At 64.6% G+C, this 14,945-nt stretch carries 12 protein-coding genes; 6 read left to right on the top strand and 6 right to left on the bottom strand.

All coding sequences use genetic code 11. The features are described from left to right. Positions 1-2 precede the first annotated feature (2 nt). On the top strand, positions 3-1,088 hold the full coding sequence (locus tag LX12_RS14925) for a BtrH N-terminal domain-containing protein (protein WP_253655366.1): 1,086 nt from the start codon (positions 3-5) through the stop codon (positions 1,086-1,088). Here the strand turns inward: LX12_RS14925 and LX12_RS14920 are convergent. The 6 genes from LX12_RS14920 to LX12_RS14895 form a co-directional block, all read right to left on the bottom strand. Further along, positions 1,074-1,826 carry a TetR/AcrR family transcriptional regulator gene (locus LX12_RS14920; RefSeq protein WP_253655365.1) on the bottom strand — a complete coding sequence of 251 codons (753 nt, stop codon included), beginning with the start codon at positions 1,824-1,826 and terminating at the stop codon, positions 1,074-1,076. The two genes, LX12_RS14925 and LX12_RS14920, sit on opposite strands and share 15 nt — an antisense overlap. Before the next feature lie 44 nt (positions 1,827-1,870). Beyond that, complete coding sequence (locus LX12_RS14915; RefSeq protein ID WP_253655364.1) at positions 1,871-2,773, bottom strand: alpha/beta fold hydrolase; 903 nt, start codon at positions 2,771-2,773, stop codon at positions 1,871-1,873. Then, positions 2,763-3,833, bottom strand: coding sequence for a ferredoxin--NADP reductase (locus LX12_RS14910; protein WP_253655363.1), 1,071 nt, complete (start codon positions 3,831-3,833; stop codon positions 2,763-2,765). The genes LX12_RS14915 and LX12_RS14910 overlap by 11 nt, the downstream gene beginning before the upstream one ends. Next, positions 3,830-4,696, bottom strand: coding sequence for an SDR family NAD(P)-dependent oxidoreductase (locus LX12_RS14905; RefSeq protein ID WP_253655362.1), 867 nt, complete (start codon positions 4,694-4,696; stop codon positions 3,830-3,832). Before LX12_RS14905 ends, LX12_RS14910 begins: the two co-directional genes overlap by 4 nt. Positions 4,697-4,746: 50 nt before the next feature. Next, positions 4,747-6,270 (bottom strand): flavin-containing monooxygenase, encoded by a 1,524-nt coding sequence (locus tag LX12_RS14900; protein WP_253655361.1) that lies wholly within the window; start codon positions 6,268-6,270, stop codon positions 4,747-4,749. 131 nt (positions 6,271-6,401) lie between these two features. After that, on the bottom strand, positions 6,402-7,370 hold the full coding sequence (locus LX12_RS14895) for an AurF N-oxygenase family protein (protein WP_301284620.1): 969 nt from the start codon (positions 7,368-7,370) through the stop codon (positions 6,402-6,404). Positions 7,371-7,507: 137 nt separating this feature from the next. Between LX12_RS14895 and LX12_RS14890 the strand changes: the two genes are divergently transcribed. From LX12_RS14890 to LX12_RS14870, 5 genes are all read left to right on the top strand, one after another. After that, on the top strand, positions 7,508-7,849 hold the full coding sequence (locus LX12_RS14890) for a DUF4873 domain-containing protein (RefSeq protein WP_253655359.1): 342 nt from the start codon (positions 7,508-7,510) through the stop codon (positions 7,847-7,849). A gap of 92 nt (positions 7,850-7,941) precedes the next feature. Continuing rightward, the gene (locus tag LX12_RS14885; protein ID WP_253655358.1) at positions 7,942-11,028 is read left to right on the top strand and encodes an MMPL/RND family transporter; all 3,087 of its coding nucleotides are present in this window, start codon (positions 7,942-7,944) and stop codon (positions 11,026-11,028) included. Between the two features lie 166 nt (positions 11,029-11,194). After that, positions 11,195-12,559 carry a dibenzothiophene-sulfone monooxygenase DszA gene (dszA, locus tag LX12_RS14880; RefSeq protein WP_253655357.1) on the top strand — a complete coding sequence of 455 codons (1,365 nt, stop codon included), beginning with the start codon at positions 11,195-11,197 and terminating at the stop codon, positions 12,557-12,559. Next, positions 12,559-13,638 (top strand): type 2 periplasmic-binding domain-containing protein, encoded by a 1,080-nt coding sequence (locus tag LX12_RS14875; protein WP_253655356.1) that lies wholly within the window; start codon positions 12,559-12,561, stop codon positions 13,636-13,638. The genes dszA and LX12_RS14875 overlap by 1 nt, the downstream gene beginning before the upstream one ends. Beyond that, complete coding sequence (locus LX12_RS14870; RefSeq protein ID WP_253655355.1) at positions 13,635-14,882, top strand: acyl-CoA dehydrogenase family protein; 1,248 nt, start codon at positions 13,635-13,637, stop codon at positions 14,880-14,882. The genes LX12_RS14875 and LX12_RS14870 overlap by 4 nt, the downstream gene beginning before the upstream one ends. The last annotated feature ends 63 nt before the right edge of the window (positions 14,883-14,945 follow it).

Raw genomic sequence — 14,945 nt, 5'->3', positions numbered from 1 at the left:
CGATGTCCGGCCCCTCGTTGATCGACCCCTACCCGCACCGCATGGGTGGCCACTGCGGGTCCGGTGCGATGCGAGACCTGATGGAGTGGACCGGGCTCGGCTACGACGGACCACCCGACGAGGGCCTCGTCTTTGCCCTCGGCGGAGCCCTCTCCCTCACCTACATTCGATCAAACGCGCTGATGCCACCCGTGTACTTGGTCGGACGAGGACCTGGTTTCGAGGTCGACCTCCCCCGCCGTCTGGGCGGCACCGTAGAGGTGCTCGCCACCGACGACCCGGCCGAGGGTTGGGAGAACCTTCGTGGCGAGATCGATCAAGGCCGCCCTGCACTGGTCTGGGCGGAGATCGCTGAACTCCCCTATCTGCGGGTCCAGTTGCGCATGAGCCGCCACGACATCGTGGTGGTCGGCTACGATCGGGCACAAGGCGTCGCATACATCGCCGACAACGATCGTCAAGACCTTCAACGCATCCCACTGGACGCACTCGCACGCGCGCGCCGCTCGACCTCCTTCCCTGAGCCGACCCGACACACGCTGTTTCACATCGATTGGCCGCAGACGCCTCCTTCGATTCACGAGGTGGCGGCACAGGCGTTCGCACAATCCGCCGAAAGCTTGAGCACTCCGAGCGGGTCGACGATCGCAGGCCCCGCAGAGCAGGGCTCGCACGGCCTCGACGCGGCCGGCGCTCTCGCCGTTGACGTCCTCAGCTGGGAGACCCTGTCCGGCGACGAACTCGAGATGCACCTGTTCAGCCTCGGCGCGTTCATCGAGAAGGCAGGTACCGGCGGCGGTTTGTTCCGCCGACTGCTGGCGGAAGGATGCGATGAGATCGCACGCCTGACAGGGGATCAGGCAACCGCCGACCTCGCGTCCGACGCCCATCGAGCGGCGTCATCATGGACTGCGGTGGCGCGCGCGGCGGTACATAGGGATTTGCACGCGTCTGAGCGACTTCGATCCGTGATCACCCATGTGGCGGCTCTGCCCGAAGCGGAACAGACTCTGAGAAATTCGCTAGAGAAGGCCGCAGTGAGCCTTGCAGACAAAGCAAGTGAGCCGAACACATCACAGACCGGCTAGCGGACGCGCGAAGTCCGGATCCCCGAATGGCACGTCTCGACGGAAACGAACACCCACTGACGCAGCCGCGCCGTCGATGATGCCCCAAGAGGTCTCGAGGATGTGGGTGGCGAAGAGTGACCGGCTCACTGATCCGGATCGACCCTGATCGATCCACCATCGTGTGGCGGAGACGCCCGCTCCCAGGATGGATGCGACGGCGAGGGTCACGAGAGACTCGTCCGCACCCACGCGCCGCAGACTCCGTGCGAACTCGCCGGACACTATGTCCATCACGGAGCGCAACTGCTCCGCGGCGTTTCCGTCGGCTGACTGTGCACCGTCGAACATGTGGTTCGTCATGAGAAAGCGAAACAGGACGGGGTGGTCATCGACCAGTCCCACATAAGCTGCGATCGACGACTGGAACAAGTCGTCTACGGAGCTTCCCTCCGTGTCGGCGAACAGTGTCGATTGCGCCGAATCCCAGATCATCGATCCAAGGCGAGCGGCGATGGCGGAGTACAGGCCCGCTCGATCCCCGAAGTGTCGGTACAGCTTCGGCTTCGAGGCGCCCGCCTCCGCCGCGATGTCGTCCATGCTGACGCCGTCGCCGCACTTCTCGATCGCACGGATCGCGGCGTCGACCAGTTCGGCTTTGACCACGGTCCGGTGAGAGTCCCAGCGCGTGCTGCGAGCATCACGAACCCGACGCTGGACCTCTACGGGGGCTGCCGAGATACGGCGGACAACAGACATGTTCCCGCCATCATATCAAAGGCACCAGGGATGAACGACGCCTGTCACACTGCACTACCCAATCTCTCCAGTGCGTTGTTGAACTCGTGAGTGCACTCCAGATTCACCATGTGCCCGGCTCCCGCGACGCGCACCATTTCATGCAAAAGGCCGCGGGTCGCGAGGCGCAGAGCGAGGTCCACCGAATGACCCGTCGGTGTCAGCCTGTCGGAGCCGCCCACGATGACGGTGACCGGGACGGACAATGCGTCGACCCCCCGACTGACGTCGATCGTCGCCAGCACACCGCCCCACATACCGCGCACCTGCGGCGGACATCGCAGCACGATATCTGCGCACTCGTCGACCACAGCGGCGCTCGCCTGCGGTCCGAGGGTCCCGTAACGGATGAGTACACGAGACAACCGTGTGTCGGGCATCTCGGGACCCACGACGGACAATCCCGCGGCGAAGGCTCTTTCTGCCCGAACTCGAAGGCGACGAGGCGCTTTCACCAGAGTGGAGCGGCTCACGAGGTCTGCCGGCCCGGTACTGGCCAGCATCGCGCCTCGCGCCAACTCCGACACCGAGTCCGGATGTTCACCAGCCCAACTCATCACGGACATCCCACCCATGCTGTGGCCGACGACGATCGCCTTCTGGCTCGGAGTCGCCACCGCGCGGAGGACCGACTCCAGGTCATCGGCGAGGAGGCTCGCCGAGAACGGAACCCGACCGCGATCGCTCCAACCGTGTCCGCGCTGGTCATAGACGACCACGCGGTGGTTGGGTGCGAAATGCTCGATCTGCGGGCGCCAGAACCGCCCCTGGCAGGCCCATCCGTGGCTGAACACCAGCAACGGAGCATCCTCCGGCCCGTACTCTTGCACGAACAGCTTCGTGCCGTCGAACGAAGCGATCTCACGATCCCGCGACACCGGAGCGAGCCCGGCGACCTCAGAGGTCATCGAAGCTCACCGTCACAGCATCGGTCAGAGGAAGGGCCTGACATGCGAGCCGCTCACCGTCCGCGATGTCATCCTCGACGAGAATGTTGTTCTGCACCATGTCGACATCGCCCTCGACCAGCTTGCAGACGCACGCGCTGCATGCGCCCTCCCGGCAGGAGTACGGGGCGTTGTGACCCTTCGACAGCAGTACGTCGAGCAACGGGGTGTTGCGTGGCCACTCCATGGTGATGCATTCGCCGTCCAAGTAGACCGTGGCGGTCGCCACGCCGTCGTCATCGCCAAGCCGACGGAGTGTGGCGGTGTCGAACGGATCACCGGTCAACGACTGAAAGACCTCACGGTGCACCGCGGAGTGGTCGACACCGCGAGACTCGGCTGACTTCTCGACCAGGTCCATGAACGCCCCTGGGCCACAGGTGTAGATCTGCGACCCCTTGTGCGCGTCGACAGCGGATTCGACGACAGCAGCCGACGGGATGCCCATCTCGGACTCCAACCAGTGGACGAGAGTGAAGCGCTCGGGGAACTCCTCGGCGATCTGCGCCAATTGGGCTTCGTACATGATCGACTCCGCGTCGCGGTTCGCGTAGTACAGCGACACGGCGCCCCCGCCGACGACGAGGGCGGACTTGATCAGCGCCAACACCGGCGTGATCCCGCTTCCACCGGCGAAGAAGAGGAAGTCCACATCGAGATTCTTGGCCGTGAAGTGACCCGAGGGCGGAAGGATCGTTAGTTCCATACCCTCGGTCGCGTTGTCGCACAACCAGTTCGACGCGTAACCATCAACTGTTCTCTTAACGCCGATCTGGAGAACGAAGTCGTCGACGTACGGCGAACTGCTCAGCGAGTAACAGCGCGCCACATGCCCGGTCTGGTCTGACGGGATCTTTATCGTGATGAATTGTCCGGGGACGTGTTTGAAGTCCTCGACCATGCTGTCGGGGATCTCGAAGGAGATGGTGACCGAATCCTTCGTCTCGGCCACGACTCCGGCGACCGAGAGTGTCCGCGACCGCGCCGGAGGAGCAACAGGTGCATCGGCTTCCACTGTCATCTGATGACTCCCCGCCGGCGAGCGATGGCGTAGCCCGCTCGCGTGAGCGGCGCCGCGACGTCCTGATAGCGGGGGCCGACGACCCTGGCCACCATGTCGAACCCGCGAGCGTCGGCACCTATGAGAACGCGCGGCTTCTTCTTGTCCATCCCCTTCAGGATCGTTGCCGCCGCCCTTTCAGGGGTGCTTTGGGCGATCTTGTCGAACATCGATGCAATGGTCGCGGAATCGCCCATCTCGGAGACTCCGCGCGCATTGTGCACGATGTTCGTCTTGACACCACCCGGGTGGACGCATGTGACCGACACCGGGTATCGGCTGATCTTCATCTCCTGTCGGAGCGCCTCGGTGAACCCGCGAACGCCGAATTTCGCCGCGTTGTAGGCACTCTGACTCGGGATACCGATCAATCCGAACACGCTGGACGTGTTCACCAGATACCCGTCACCGGAAGCGATCAGGTGCGGCAGAAAGGCTTTCGAACCGTTCACCACCCCACCGAAGTTGATGCCCATGAGCCAGTCGAAGTCCTCCCAGGACATGTCGACAACGTCGGCGCCCAGAGCGACACCGGCATTGTTGAACACCATGTTCACCTTGCCGGCCTCGGCCTGGACACCGTCGGCATACTTCTGGAACGCCGCACGATCGGCGACGTCGAGGACCGATGTCGACACCGTGGATCCGTGGTCGACCCGACAGAGTTCCGCCGTCTCCTTCAGACGAACGTCATCGATGTCGGAGAGCGCCAGGGTCGCACCCCGCTCCGCCAATTGAACCGCCAGGGACCGGCCGATCCCCGACGCCGCGCCGGTGACCACGGCTACTTTGCCGTCGTAATCGCGCTGCTGAACGTCACTCACTGTCGTGTCTCACCATCTTCGTAGCCAGTCCTTCCAGCATCAGGTCGGCGTCAGACGATCTCGTAGTCTGACGATTCAAAATCCTTCGTGGCCCTCCAGTACTGCCATGTGAATCCCGGCCAGACCGTCCGGTTGACCCCGTGGGAGTCGAGGTACCAGCTCGTGCATCCGCCGTTGGTCCAGACACCGTTGGCGAGCTTGTCCTGGATCTCGGTGTTGAAGCGTTCTTGGACAGCCGGACGCACGTCGACGCTCTGCGCGCCCCGGCTCTCGACAGCGTCGATGGCCTTCAAGATGTACTTGATCTGCTGTTCGATCATGAAGACGACCGAGTTGTGGCCGAGACCTGTGTTCGGGCCGAGCAGGAAGAACAGGTTGGGAAATCCTTCGGTGGTGATGCCCAGGTGAGTGTTGATACCGGTCTGGTGCCAGTGCGACGGGAGATCCTCGCCACGAGATCCCTTGAGAGCCAATTGATCGAATCCGTCGGTGACGTGAAAGCCAGTTGCGTAGATGATCACGTCCACCGGATGGGCGACACCATCGGAGGTGACGACTGAATCGGCCGTCACCTTGTCGATCGCGTCGGTCACGACCTTGGTGTTCGGGGCCGCGAGCGCCGGGTAGTAGTCATTGGAACCCAGGATCCGCTTGCAGCCGATCCGATAGGACGGCGTCAGCTTCTTCCGGAGCTCGGGATCGGAAATGGATCGCGCGATGTTCCACTTGGCGACCTTCTCGATCGGGCGCATGAGGTTCGAGTGGCCGTTGAGGCCGAACGCGAGACTCTCGGCGCCCCAGTAGACCGACCACCGAGCGAGGCGGCGGGACATCGAGATCTTGCTCAGGACGGTCCGGACGGCGGCAGGCACCGTGAAGTTCTTGCGCGGCAGCACCCACGCCGGCGTGCGCTGGAACAAGGTGAGGGTGCCGGCGTCCTTCTGCACGAACGGTACGAACTGGATGGCACTTGCACCCGTCCCTATCACCGCCACCCGCTTGCCCTCGATGTCCACCGAATGGTCCCATTCCGCGGAGTGGAAAGCCTGACCGGCGAAGTCCTCGATGCCCTCGATCGCGGGGTAATTCGGTATGTGTAGAGCGCCGACGCCCGACACAACGTACTGCGCGATGTATTCGCGCCCCGACTCGGTCTGCAGGTGCCATCGCGACTCGGACTCACTCCAGTGACCGGAGACGAGCTTCTGTCCGAAGTGGATTTTCTGTGTGACACCGCGCTTGTCGGAGATCTCTTTGAGGTACTCCTCGATTTCCGGCTGAGACGACCAGACCTTCGACCAACTCCCCCGGGTCTCGAACGAGTAGGAATACATCAGCGACGGGACATCGCAGGCGCATCCTGGGTAGGTGTTGTCGCGCCAGGTACCACCGACGGATTGCGCCTTTTCGAGAACGATGAAGTCGCTGTAGCCGCGGCGACGCAATTGCACCGCCATCCCGAGGCCGGAAAAACCGCTGCCGACGATGAGAACCTTCGTCCTGATCGGATCGCTCGCGGACGGGGCGGCTGCATCGGACGCGCTCGGCGTCTTTGTGGTGGTTGAAGGGGTCATGAAAGTCTTCTCCTCACGAGGTGAGTGGGTCGGATGGCGACGGTGCCGGGCGTTTCGTCACAGCGGCACGAAGAAATTCCCGCCCGGACTCCCGGGCGGGAATCTATCGGTCACACAACTGCTTCGGGATATCAGCAAAGGTCGTCGGGCAGGCTTCGCGTGGCGCGCCACATCGCCATCGTGAACTTTCCCTCCATCATCCCCGCCTCGTGGAAGAACCGGATCATCGGTTCGGACATGAACTGGATGTTGACCCGGTAGTTCGGGCTGGTCTGCTGCGCCCAGAGGCCGCGCAGTTTGTTGATGCCGACGGCCGGGTAGACCTTAGGGTTGATGAGAAGCGGATATGCGAGGTTCGCGATCACCGCGAGGACGCCTCGGTGCCAAGCCCGCGAGATCTTCCCGCGACTCTGCATACCCTGCACCATCTCCAGCCGGGCGAAGGTGATGTGTCGCGCTTCTTCGAGGACGTGGATCTTCATCAGCTGACGAAGCTGAGGCTGCATCCGCGGATCGTTCATGGCCTCGCGCTGAGCACGGTCGAGTATCTCCTCGATCAGCAGCGTGGCACCCGATACCGACGGGCCCAGCGGAACGAAATGGAGGATCTTGGCGAAGCCCAGGAAGCCCTTGGGGAGCTTGTAGGGCGGAAGGCCCGTCTTGTTGATCAGGCGCGCGAACATCGTCGAGTGGCGTGATTCGTCACCGATCTCGGTGAGCGAATACAGGGATTTCTGGTCGGTCAGGTCACCTTTCGCCGCCATGCGAAGCAGGGCTGAACTCAGCAAGTTCTCGGCGTAGATGCCGAAGCTCAGGATGCTCACGATCTCGTGACGCCCGAGTTCGATGCGCTGCTCCTCGCTCATCTTCTTCCAGAGCTTCGTGCCGTAGAGCGACACCCGGTGCTCGGGGAGGAAATACTTGTCGTCCTCCCAGGGGGCATCCCAGTCGATGTCGATCTCGGCGTCGTAGAACTTCTCCGCCGACGAGCGGAGCAGGCGGCCCGCGGATCGCTCCATGTCGACTGGCTTGCGTCCGTTGACTCGGGCCAACCCCTCAGTCGAGAAATCAGGCTTGGTCTGCACGTCTTGAACGGTCATGCTTCACATCCTCCGTGGATCGTACGGGCCGAGTGACCTCGACTTCATACCCGTTACTCTGGGTATCCGATACTGATAGTGTCCCCACGAACCCCGTTCTTTGTCAATGCTCGATGTAGAGAAGATTGGACTATGAAGTGACCGACGACCACGACCTCGACTTCTCCGGACACGGCACTGTGATCTGCCGTGGGACGGAGATTCCGGTGCAAGCGAAGATCAAGGGGTACTTCCAGCCCTTGAGCGGGCTGTACACCTGGTACGGACGGATCGAGAGGAACGATCAACTCGACGCGACGCTCGGCGGTAATCGGACCGTGGCGGTGTTCACCACCTCTGAAGGGCGGGCCGAGTGCGTGATCGGGGATCCCGACTTCTGGGGTCGCTATCGGATCTCGGGAAAGAGCCGACCGCCGTACCACGTGCCGAGCAGCCTCGAAGAAGTGGAGGCCATCGCGCAGTCCGAGCACCACGACTGAGTTCCTGTGTCAGGTGAGCCCGTCGCGCCGGACCGACGGCGCGGAGCGGGCCCAACGTCGTTCCCAACCGTATGACCGAGAGGAAGCGCCCCGTGGCGAGTTCGTCCCCCACCCGCTCACGTCCGAGCGGGACACCCGACAAGGCGGGCGAATACAGCGTCCTCCTCGAGCGGCTCGCATGGTTCACGTTGCGCCGCAAAGGCGTCGTGGCACTTGCATGGATCGTCGTCGCAGTGGGCCTCGCCGTGCTGTTCCCCCAACTGGAATCGGTCATCCGGCAGCAATCGGTCGATCCGATCCCTGCCGGGGTCCCGTCGTTCCAGACGCTCGACCGCATGGGTGACGCGTTCGGCGAGCGCGGCGCCAAGACAACGGTGTTCGTCGCGATGGAGAACAAGAACGGCCTCTCCGACACCACGCGCGCCCGGTACAGCGAGCTCGTTTCCGCCCTGCGAGCAGACACCACTCACGTCCTCGCGGTGCGCGATCTCCTCGGTGATCCACTCACCGAGAGCCAGGCGTTGAGCAAGGACAGACAGGCCTGGTATCTGCCTCTGGGAGTCACCGGCACGCTAGGGGGGCCCGACGCGGCCGACGCGGTGAAAGCAGTGCGCGACACCGCGAATCGGATTTTCGCGGGGACGAACACCACAGTCCGCGTCACTGGTCCGCCGGCAACGTTCAGCGACCAACTCGCCGTCGGCGAGTCGGACCTCATCGTCATCACCGTCGCAACGGTTGCACTCATCGCAGCGATCCTGCTGATCGTCTATCGCTCGGTGTTCACAGCTCTCATGCCGTTGTTGGTGGTAGGGATGAGCCTCGCCGTGGGACGGGGCGTCCTCTCCGGTCTCGGCGAGATCGGCATGCCCGTGTCGCAGTTCACGTCGATGTTCATGACCGTCATCATCTTCGGTGCCGGAGTGGACTACTCGGTCTTCCTCATCAGCCGGTATCACGAGGGCATTCGTTCAGGTCATGCCCCGGATGTCGCGATCGCACACGCGACGGCGACCATCGGCCGCGTCGTGCTCGCCTCGGCGGCCACCGTGGCGCTCGCCTTCCTCGCGATGGCATTCGCAAAGCTCAGTGTCTTCAACACCCTCGGACCGGCCTGCGCTATATCGATCGCCTTCGGATTCTTGGCGACAGTCACCCTGCTGCCACCCGTACTCTCATTCGCTGCGAAGCGAGGCGCCGGGCTCCCGCGTCGTGACCTCACGCGGAAGTACTGGCACCGCGTCGGGACGATGGTCATCCGGCGTCCCGTACCCCTGCTGGCGGTCAGCGTGGTGGCGCTGATCGGCCTGGCTCTCATCTCACTCTCGATGCGGATCACGTACGACGACCGCGAGGGGCAGCCCTCCGACACACCGAGCAACGAGGGCTACGCGCTGTTGAACAGCCACTTCCCCAAGGACATCATCATCTCGGAGTTCCTTGTCGTGGAGTCGCCCAAGGACCTTCGAACGGCTCAGGGGCTCGCCGACCTGGATCAGATGGCATCACGCATCGCACAGACCCCAGGCGTCACCCGCGTGATCGGCGTCACTCGTCCCACCGGGCAGAAATTGCAGCAGGCACAGTTGTCGTGGCAAAACGATCAGATCGGCAGCAAGATCACCGAACAGACCAGCGGTGCCGACGCCAGAAAGGGGGACTTGCAACTTCTCAAATCAGGCTCGTCGCAGCTCGCCGGCGGCCTGGCCCTGCTGAACTCACAGATCGCGACGAATCTGGCCCCATTGTCGGGACTGTTGGGTCAGGCGTCCTCCGCCGGAGAGCAACTCGATCAGTACCGTCCGCTGGTGAACCAGCTCGCCGGTGCGGCTCCTGCCCTCGAGCAGTTCTCGCAACAGGCGCCTGAGCTGTCTCGACTTGCGCGTCAGGCGCAATCAGCCGCCGACACCGTGGCGCCCGCGTTGTCTGCGCTCGACGCGCCGTGGTGCCAGCAGATCCCGCAGTGCTCAGCTCTGCGCACACAGACCGCCGACCTCCGGGAGGTCGCGACGAGCCAGTCGCTGGGGAAGTTGGCAGACTTCGCCACCCAGCTGGGCGCGGTGAACACACCCGGTGCGGCGGACCTCGCCGCGCTGCAGGGTTCGCTGACCACGCTCGACTCTGCGCTACAGACCATCAACGGCCAGGACCTTGGAAGCAGGCTGTCCCAGCTCGAGACCGGTGTGGGCGCTCTCGCCGACGGTGCGCGGCAACTCTCCGGTGGGGTCGGCGCACTCGTCGACAGCAACATTCAGCTGCTGGGTGGACTGTCGCAGGTCGCGGCGCAGCTTCGGGCGCCCGCGCGCGAGGTCGGCGACTCCGACTCCGCCACCGGGTTCTACCTCCCCGCAGACGCCTTCAAGGACAAGCAGTTCAGCGAGGTCGCCCGACAGTTCATCTCACCGGACGGCAAGACCGTTCGGTACGCCGTCCAGACTTCGTACGACCCCTATACGGCGGACGCGATGACATTGGCCAACAAGCTGTCACGAGTCGCCGAAGATGCCATGCCCAACACCACTCTCGAGGGTTCGCGCGCATCGGTCGCCGGTTTTCCCGCGATCAACGCCGATGTGCAGCGCCTGTTGGCGCATGACTTCAAGCTCCTCGGCATCGCGACCCTGCTGATCGTCGGGCTGATCCTGATGATGCTGCTACGCGCTGTCGTCGCACCGCTCTACCTGTTGGCCACCGTCGTGCTCAACTACGCGGCAGCTCTCGGTATCGGCGTGCTGGTGCTTCAGCACGTCTTCGGGCAGGGGATCGCCTGGCCTGTCCCGCTGGTGTCGTTCATCGTGCTGGTGGCGGTGGGCGCCGACTACAACATGTTGTTGGTGTCACGACTGAGAGAGGAGACGACGGGCAGTACTCGACTCGGGGTGTTGCGGACCGTCGCTCACACCGGGTCGGTGATCACCTCGGCGGGTCTGATCTTCGCGGCGAGCATGTTCGGACTGATGGTCGGTTCGATCGACGTGATGGTGCAGATCGGTTTCATCATCGGTGTCGGATTGCTGGTCGACACCTTCCTCGTGCGAACCCTAGTCGTGCCCGCTCTCGCGGCACTGCTGGGAAATGCGAGCTGGTGGCCTGGAAACCTCGACCGATTCCGACGCGTCCCGGAGAACGAGACCGACTGGACGTTGCCCGAGGGCGATCTCACGACCGTCGGGCGCTGACAACCTGATCGAAGCCGACTCCCCGGCGCGGTACCCGTCCGCGGGTGCCGCGCCGGACTCGTTCCTGTAGCGCGTCCGGGTTGCGTTCGACCTGAACGCAATCGTTGCCGGACGTCACGCACGGTTCGAAACTGGCGGCCGACCAACTTCCACAGGAGGCTCCTCCATGGCCACGGTCCGAGACCGTCACCTTCACCTCGCCGGGTTCTTCTCGGCGGGGAACGTCACCCATGCGCACGGCGCGTGGCGCCACCTGGCGGCCACGAACGAGTTCCTCTCCGGCGCCTATTACAAGAAGATCGCGCAAACCCTGGAGCGCGGCAAGTTCGACCTGCTCTTCCTCCCCGACGCGCTCGCGATCGAGGACAGTTATGGCCACGATCTCCAGACGGGCATCGGCCTGGGCGGACAGGGCGCTGTTGCCCTCGAACCTGCCACCGTGGTGGCGACGATGGCGGGGGCGACGAACCGCCTCGGACTCGGGGCGACCATCTCGACGACGTACTACCCCCCCTTCCACGTCGCACGGATGCTCGCCACTCTGGACAATCTGTCGGACGGGCGGGTCTCCTGGAACATCGTCACCTCGTTGAACGACTCCGAGGCCAAGAACTTTGGCATCGACACACATCTCGAGCACGACACCCGGTACGACCGCGCGGACGAATTCGTGGAAGTCGTTCGGAAGCTGTGGAACTCGTGGGACGACGACGCGCTACTGCTCGACAAGGTCGGTGGACGCTTCGCCGATCCCAAGAAAGTTCACTACGTCGACCATCGGGGAAAGTGGTTCGACGTCCGCGGCCCTCTGCAGATCCCGCCGTCGCGTCAAGGCGAGCCGGTACTCCTGCAGGCGGGCTTGTCCCCCCGCGGCCGTCAATTCGCGGGTCGGTGGGCCGACGCGGTGTTCAGCATCTCCCCGACGCTGCAGACGATGCAGCACACCTATCAGGACATCAAGGCTCAGGTCACCGCGGCGGGCCGCAACCCGGACGCGACCAAGGTGTTCACCGCGGTCATGCCGGTACTCGGTGAGACGGAGGCCATCGCGCGCGAACGCCTCGAATACATCAACAGCCTGGTCCATCCCGAGGTGGGCCTGTCCACGTTGTCGAGCCACAGCGGTATCGATCTGTCGGCATTTCCCCTCGACACGAAATACTCCGACATCGTCGCCAGCCTCGGCGACGCGCACATCCCGACGATGCTCCGGATGTTCTCGACCGTTGCCGGAGGCGGCGAGGACCTCACGTTGGCCGATCTGGGGCGCCGATACGGCACCAACGTCGGATTCGTACCCCAGTGGGCTGGAACGCCCACCCAGATCGCCGACGCACTGGTGGAGCACTTCGACGCAGGCGCGGCCGACGGGTTCATCATCTCCGCCGCGTACCTCCCCGGTGTGTACGAGGACTTCGTGGACCAGGTGGTGCCGCTGCTCCAAGAGCGGGGGGTGTTCCGCGACGAGTACGAGGGCGCAACCCTGCGCGACCACCTCGGGCTCGAACTGCCGAGCGCGGTGAACGCGTGATGACCGGCGCATCGACCCGCACCGACACACTCGCGTACAGCAACTGCCCGGTACCCAACGGTCTCTTGGTGGCCCGAGAGTCGCAGCTGCTCTCCGCTGTCGGGATCGACCTCGCAGTCCTGGGTGGGGCGCAGGGCACTCTGCACTTCACCTATGACCACCCTGCGTACACGCGGTTCGGCGGAGAGGTACCACCACTGGTGAGCGAGGGACTCCGAGCACCGGGGCGTACCAGGCTCCTGGGCGCCACGGTCTTCCGTGGTCGGCAGGGCTTCTATTCGTCCGACCCCGCGGTGTCCTCGCCGGCTGACCTCGCCGGGAGGCGGGTCGGGGTGTGCGCGTCGGCCATACGCATCCTGCGTGGCGTGCTCGGAGATTATCGCGAGCTGGATCCGTGGCGTCAGACCCTCGTGGCGCTCGGCACCTGGGAGGCGCGGGCGTTGCAGAACACTCTGCGGCGGTCAGGTGTCACACTCGACCAGGTCGAACTGGTTCCCGTCGAGGTGGCCGGTGTGGACCTCCCACCGGACCGGCTCGCGGCGTCGGCGAGCGTCAACGGCGCCGACCTCTTCCCCGCCGTCGGGGCGCATCAGGCGACGATCCTCGCCGGTGGTGAGGTGGACGCGTTGTTCAGCTGGCTTCCCTGGGCTGCAGAGCTCGAGGACCTCGCCGGCGTTGCGCCGCTGGTGGACCTCGAAGCCGACGCGGCGAATCACTACGCCAGTGTCTGGACCGTCAGCGCACAGCTCGTCGACGAGGACCCCGAACTCGTCGCGCGGTTGGTGGACACGGTGGTGCAGGCGGGCACGTGGGCTCGGGAACACCGTGCAGAGACCATCGGCATCCATGCCCGGAACCTCGGTGTGACCGAGCCTGTCGTCCTCCGAGGGTTCGGCGCCGACTTCGTCGACCACCTGGTCCCGACCCTCGGCGACGACGCGCTCGCCACGCTTGCGAACACCCAGCGGTATCTCGTCGAGAACAACCTCGTCGATCACGAGATCGACCTCGAGCGCTGGGCGGCGCCGGAATTCCTCGAGACAAGTCTGCGCTCAGCAGCGAATGGAGAGATCGAATGACACTCACCGACGACACGACGTCGAACATCAGCACGCACCGGGGCAACCCTGTCGCCGTGGCCCGCGAGCTCGCCGCGGGGTGGCGCGACGGCCTCGCCGAGCGCGATCGGGACGGCGGGCCGGCGTCCCGCGAGAAGGAGGATCTGCGGCGCAGCGGCCTGCTCTCCCTCGCCGTGCCGGAAGAGTACGGCGGCTGGGGTGCCGACTGGCCGACCGTCTTCGCGGTCATCCGTGAGATCGCGAAGGTCGACGGGTCGCTCGGCCACCTCTACGGGTACCACCTGGTGTGCGCCGCGTTCGTCGAACTGCTCGGCTCACCGGATCAGCGCGACGCAACCTACCGGCGGGTGGTGGAGGGATCGTGGACAGGCAACGCGTCCAGTGAGAACAACAGCCACATCCTGGACTGGAAGGTCCGCGCCACGCCCCGGGAGGACGGGGGCTATGTGCTCGACGGGACCAAGCACTTCTGCAGCGGAGCGCTGGGGTCCGATCTGCTCCTGGTGTTCGGCGTCGCGCAGGACGACGATGCACCCGAGCGGTCGGGGATCATCACCGCCGTCATACCGACCGATCGCGAGGGTGTGCGGCCCAACAACGACTGGAACGCCCTCGGCATGCGGCGGACCGACAGCGGGACGACCGACTTCCACCAGGTCGAGGTGCTCCCGCACGAGGTTCTCGGAGCACCGAACAGCGTCATCACCGAGTTCTTCACCTTCGGACGAGCCAGCCTCTTCGGTCCGCTCGTGCAACTGATCTTCTCGAACGTGTACGTGGGAATCGCGACCGGCGCACTGGAGTCGGCGCGCGATTACACACTTGCGCATGCTCGACCGTGGACACCGGCGGGTGTCACCGAGGCCACTCAGGATCCCTACGTCGTCCGCACCTTCGGTGAACTCGCGATCGCGCTCCAGGGCGCGGACGCGGCGGCCCGCGACGCCGCGCACAGCGTGCAGCGGGTCTGGGAAGAGGGTGCCGCTCTGACGCCCGCCGACCGCGCCTCACTGATGGTCCAGGTATCCGGGGTGAAGGTGCTGGCCACCGAGGCGGGGCTGTCGATCGGCAGCCGGATCTTCGAGGTGATCGGGGCACGCGGTACCCACCCGCGCTTCGGACTAGACCGGTTCTGGCGCAACATTCGGACGCACAGCCTGCACGACCCGGTGTCCTACAAGATCGCCGACGTCGGGCAGCACTTCTTGAACGGTCGTGACCCGGTTCCCGGCTTCACGTCCTGACGCAGTGCCATGAGAGGCGACTGTGCCCGTCGGCGGGTCCGACGGGCACAGTCGCCTCGCCAG

The organism is Williamsia serinedens (assembly GCF_024171725.1).
Taxonomy (GTDB): domain Bacteria; phylum Actinomycetota; class Actinomycetes; order Mycobacteriales; family Mycobacteriaceae; genus Williamsia_A; species Williamsia_A serinedens.
This window is presented reverse-complemented; position numbering and strand designations above follow the sequence as displayed.

What these genes read in the sequence shown, in the direction of transcription:
- LX12_RS14870 (WP_253655355.1), top strand. Translation starts at nt 13,635, where the DNA reads ATGACACTCACCGACGACACGACGTCGAACATCAGCACGCACCGGGGC.
- LX12_RS14925 (WP_253655366.1), top strand. Translation starts at nt 3, where the DNA reads ATGTCCGGCCCCTCGTTGATCGACCCCTACCCGCACCGCATGGGTGGC.
- LX12_RS14895 (WP_301284620.1), bottom strand. Translation starts at nt 7,370, where the DNA reads ATGACCGTTCAAGACGTGCAGACCAAGCCTGATTTCTCGACTGAGGGG.
- dszA (WP_253655357.1), top strand. Translation starts at nt 11,195, where the DNA reads ATGGCCACGGTCCGAGACCGTCACCTTCACCTCGCCGGGTTCTTCTCG.
- LX12_RS14915 (WP_253655364.1), bottom strand. Translation starts at nt 2,773, where the DNA reads ATGACCTCTGAGGTCGCCGGGCTCGCTCCGGTGTCGCGGGATCGTGAG.
- LX12_RS14920 (WP_253655365.1), bottom strand. Translation starts at nt 1,826, where the DNA reads ATGTCTGTTGTCCGCCGTATCTCGGCAGCCCCCGTAGAGGTCCAGCGT.
- LX12_RS14900 (WP_253655361.1), bottom strand. Translation starts at nt 6,270, where the DNA reads ATGACCCCTTCAACCACCACAAAGACGCCGAGCGCGTCCGATGCAGCC.
- LX12_RS14910 (WP_253655363.1), bottom strand. Translation starts at nt 3,833, where the DNA reads ATGACAGTGGAAGCCGATGCACCTGTTGCTCCTCCGGCGCGGTCGCGG.
- LX12_RS14875 (WP_253655356.1), top strand. Translation starts at nt 12,559, where the DNA reads ATGACCGGCGCATCGACCCGCACCGACACACTCGCGTACAGCAACTGC.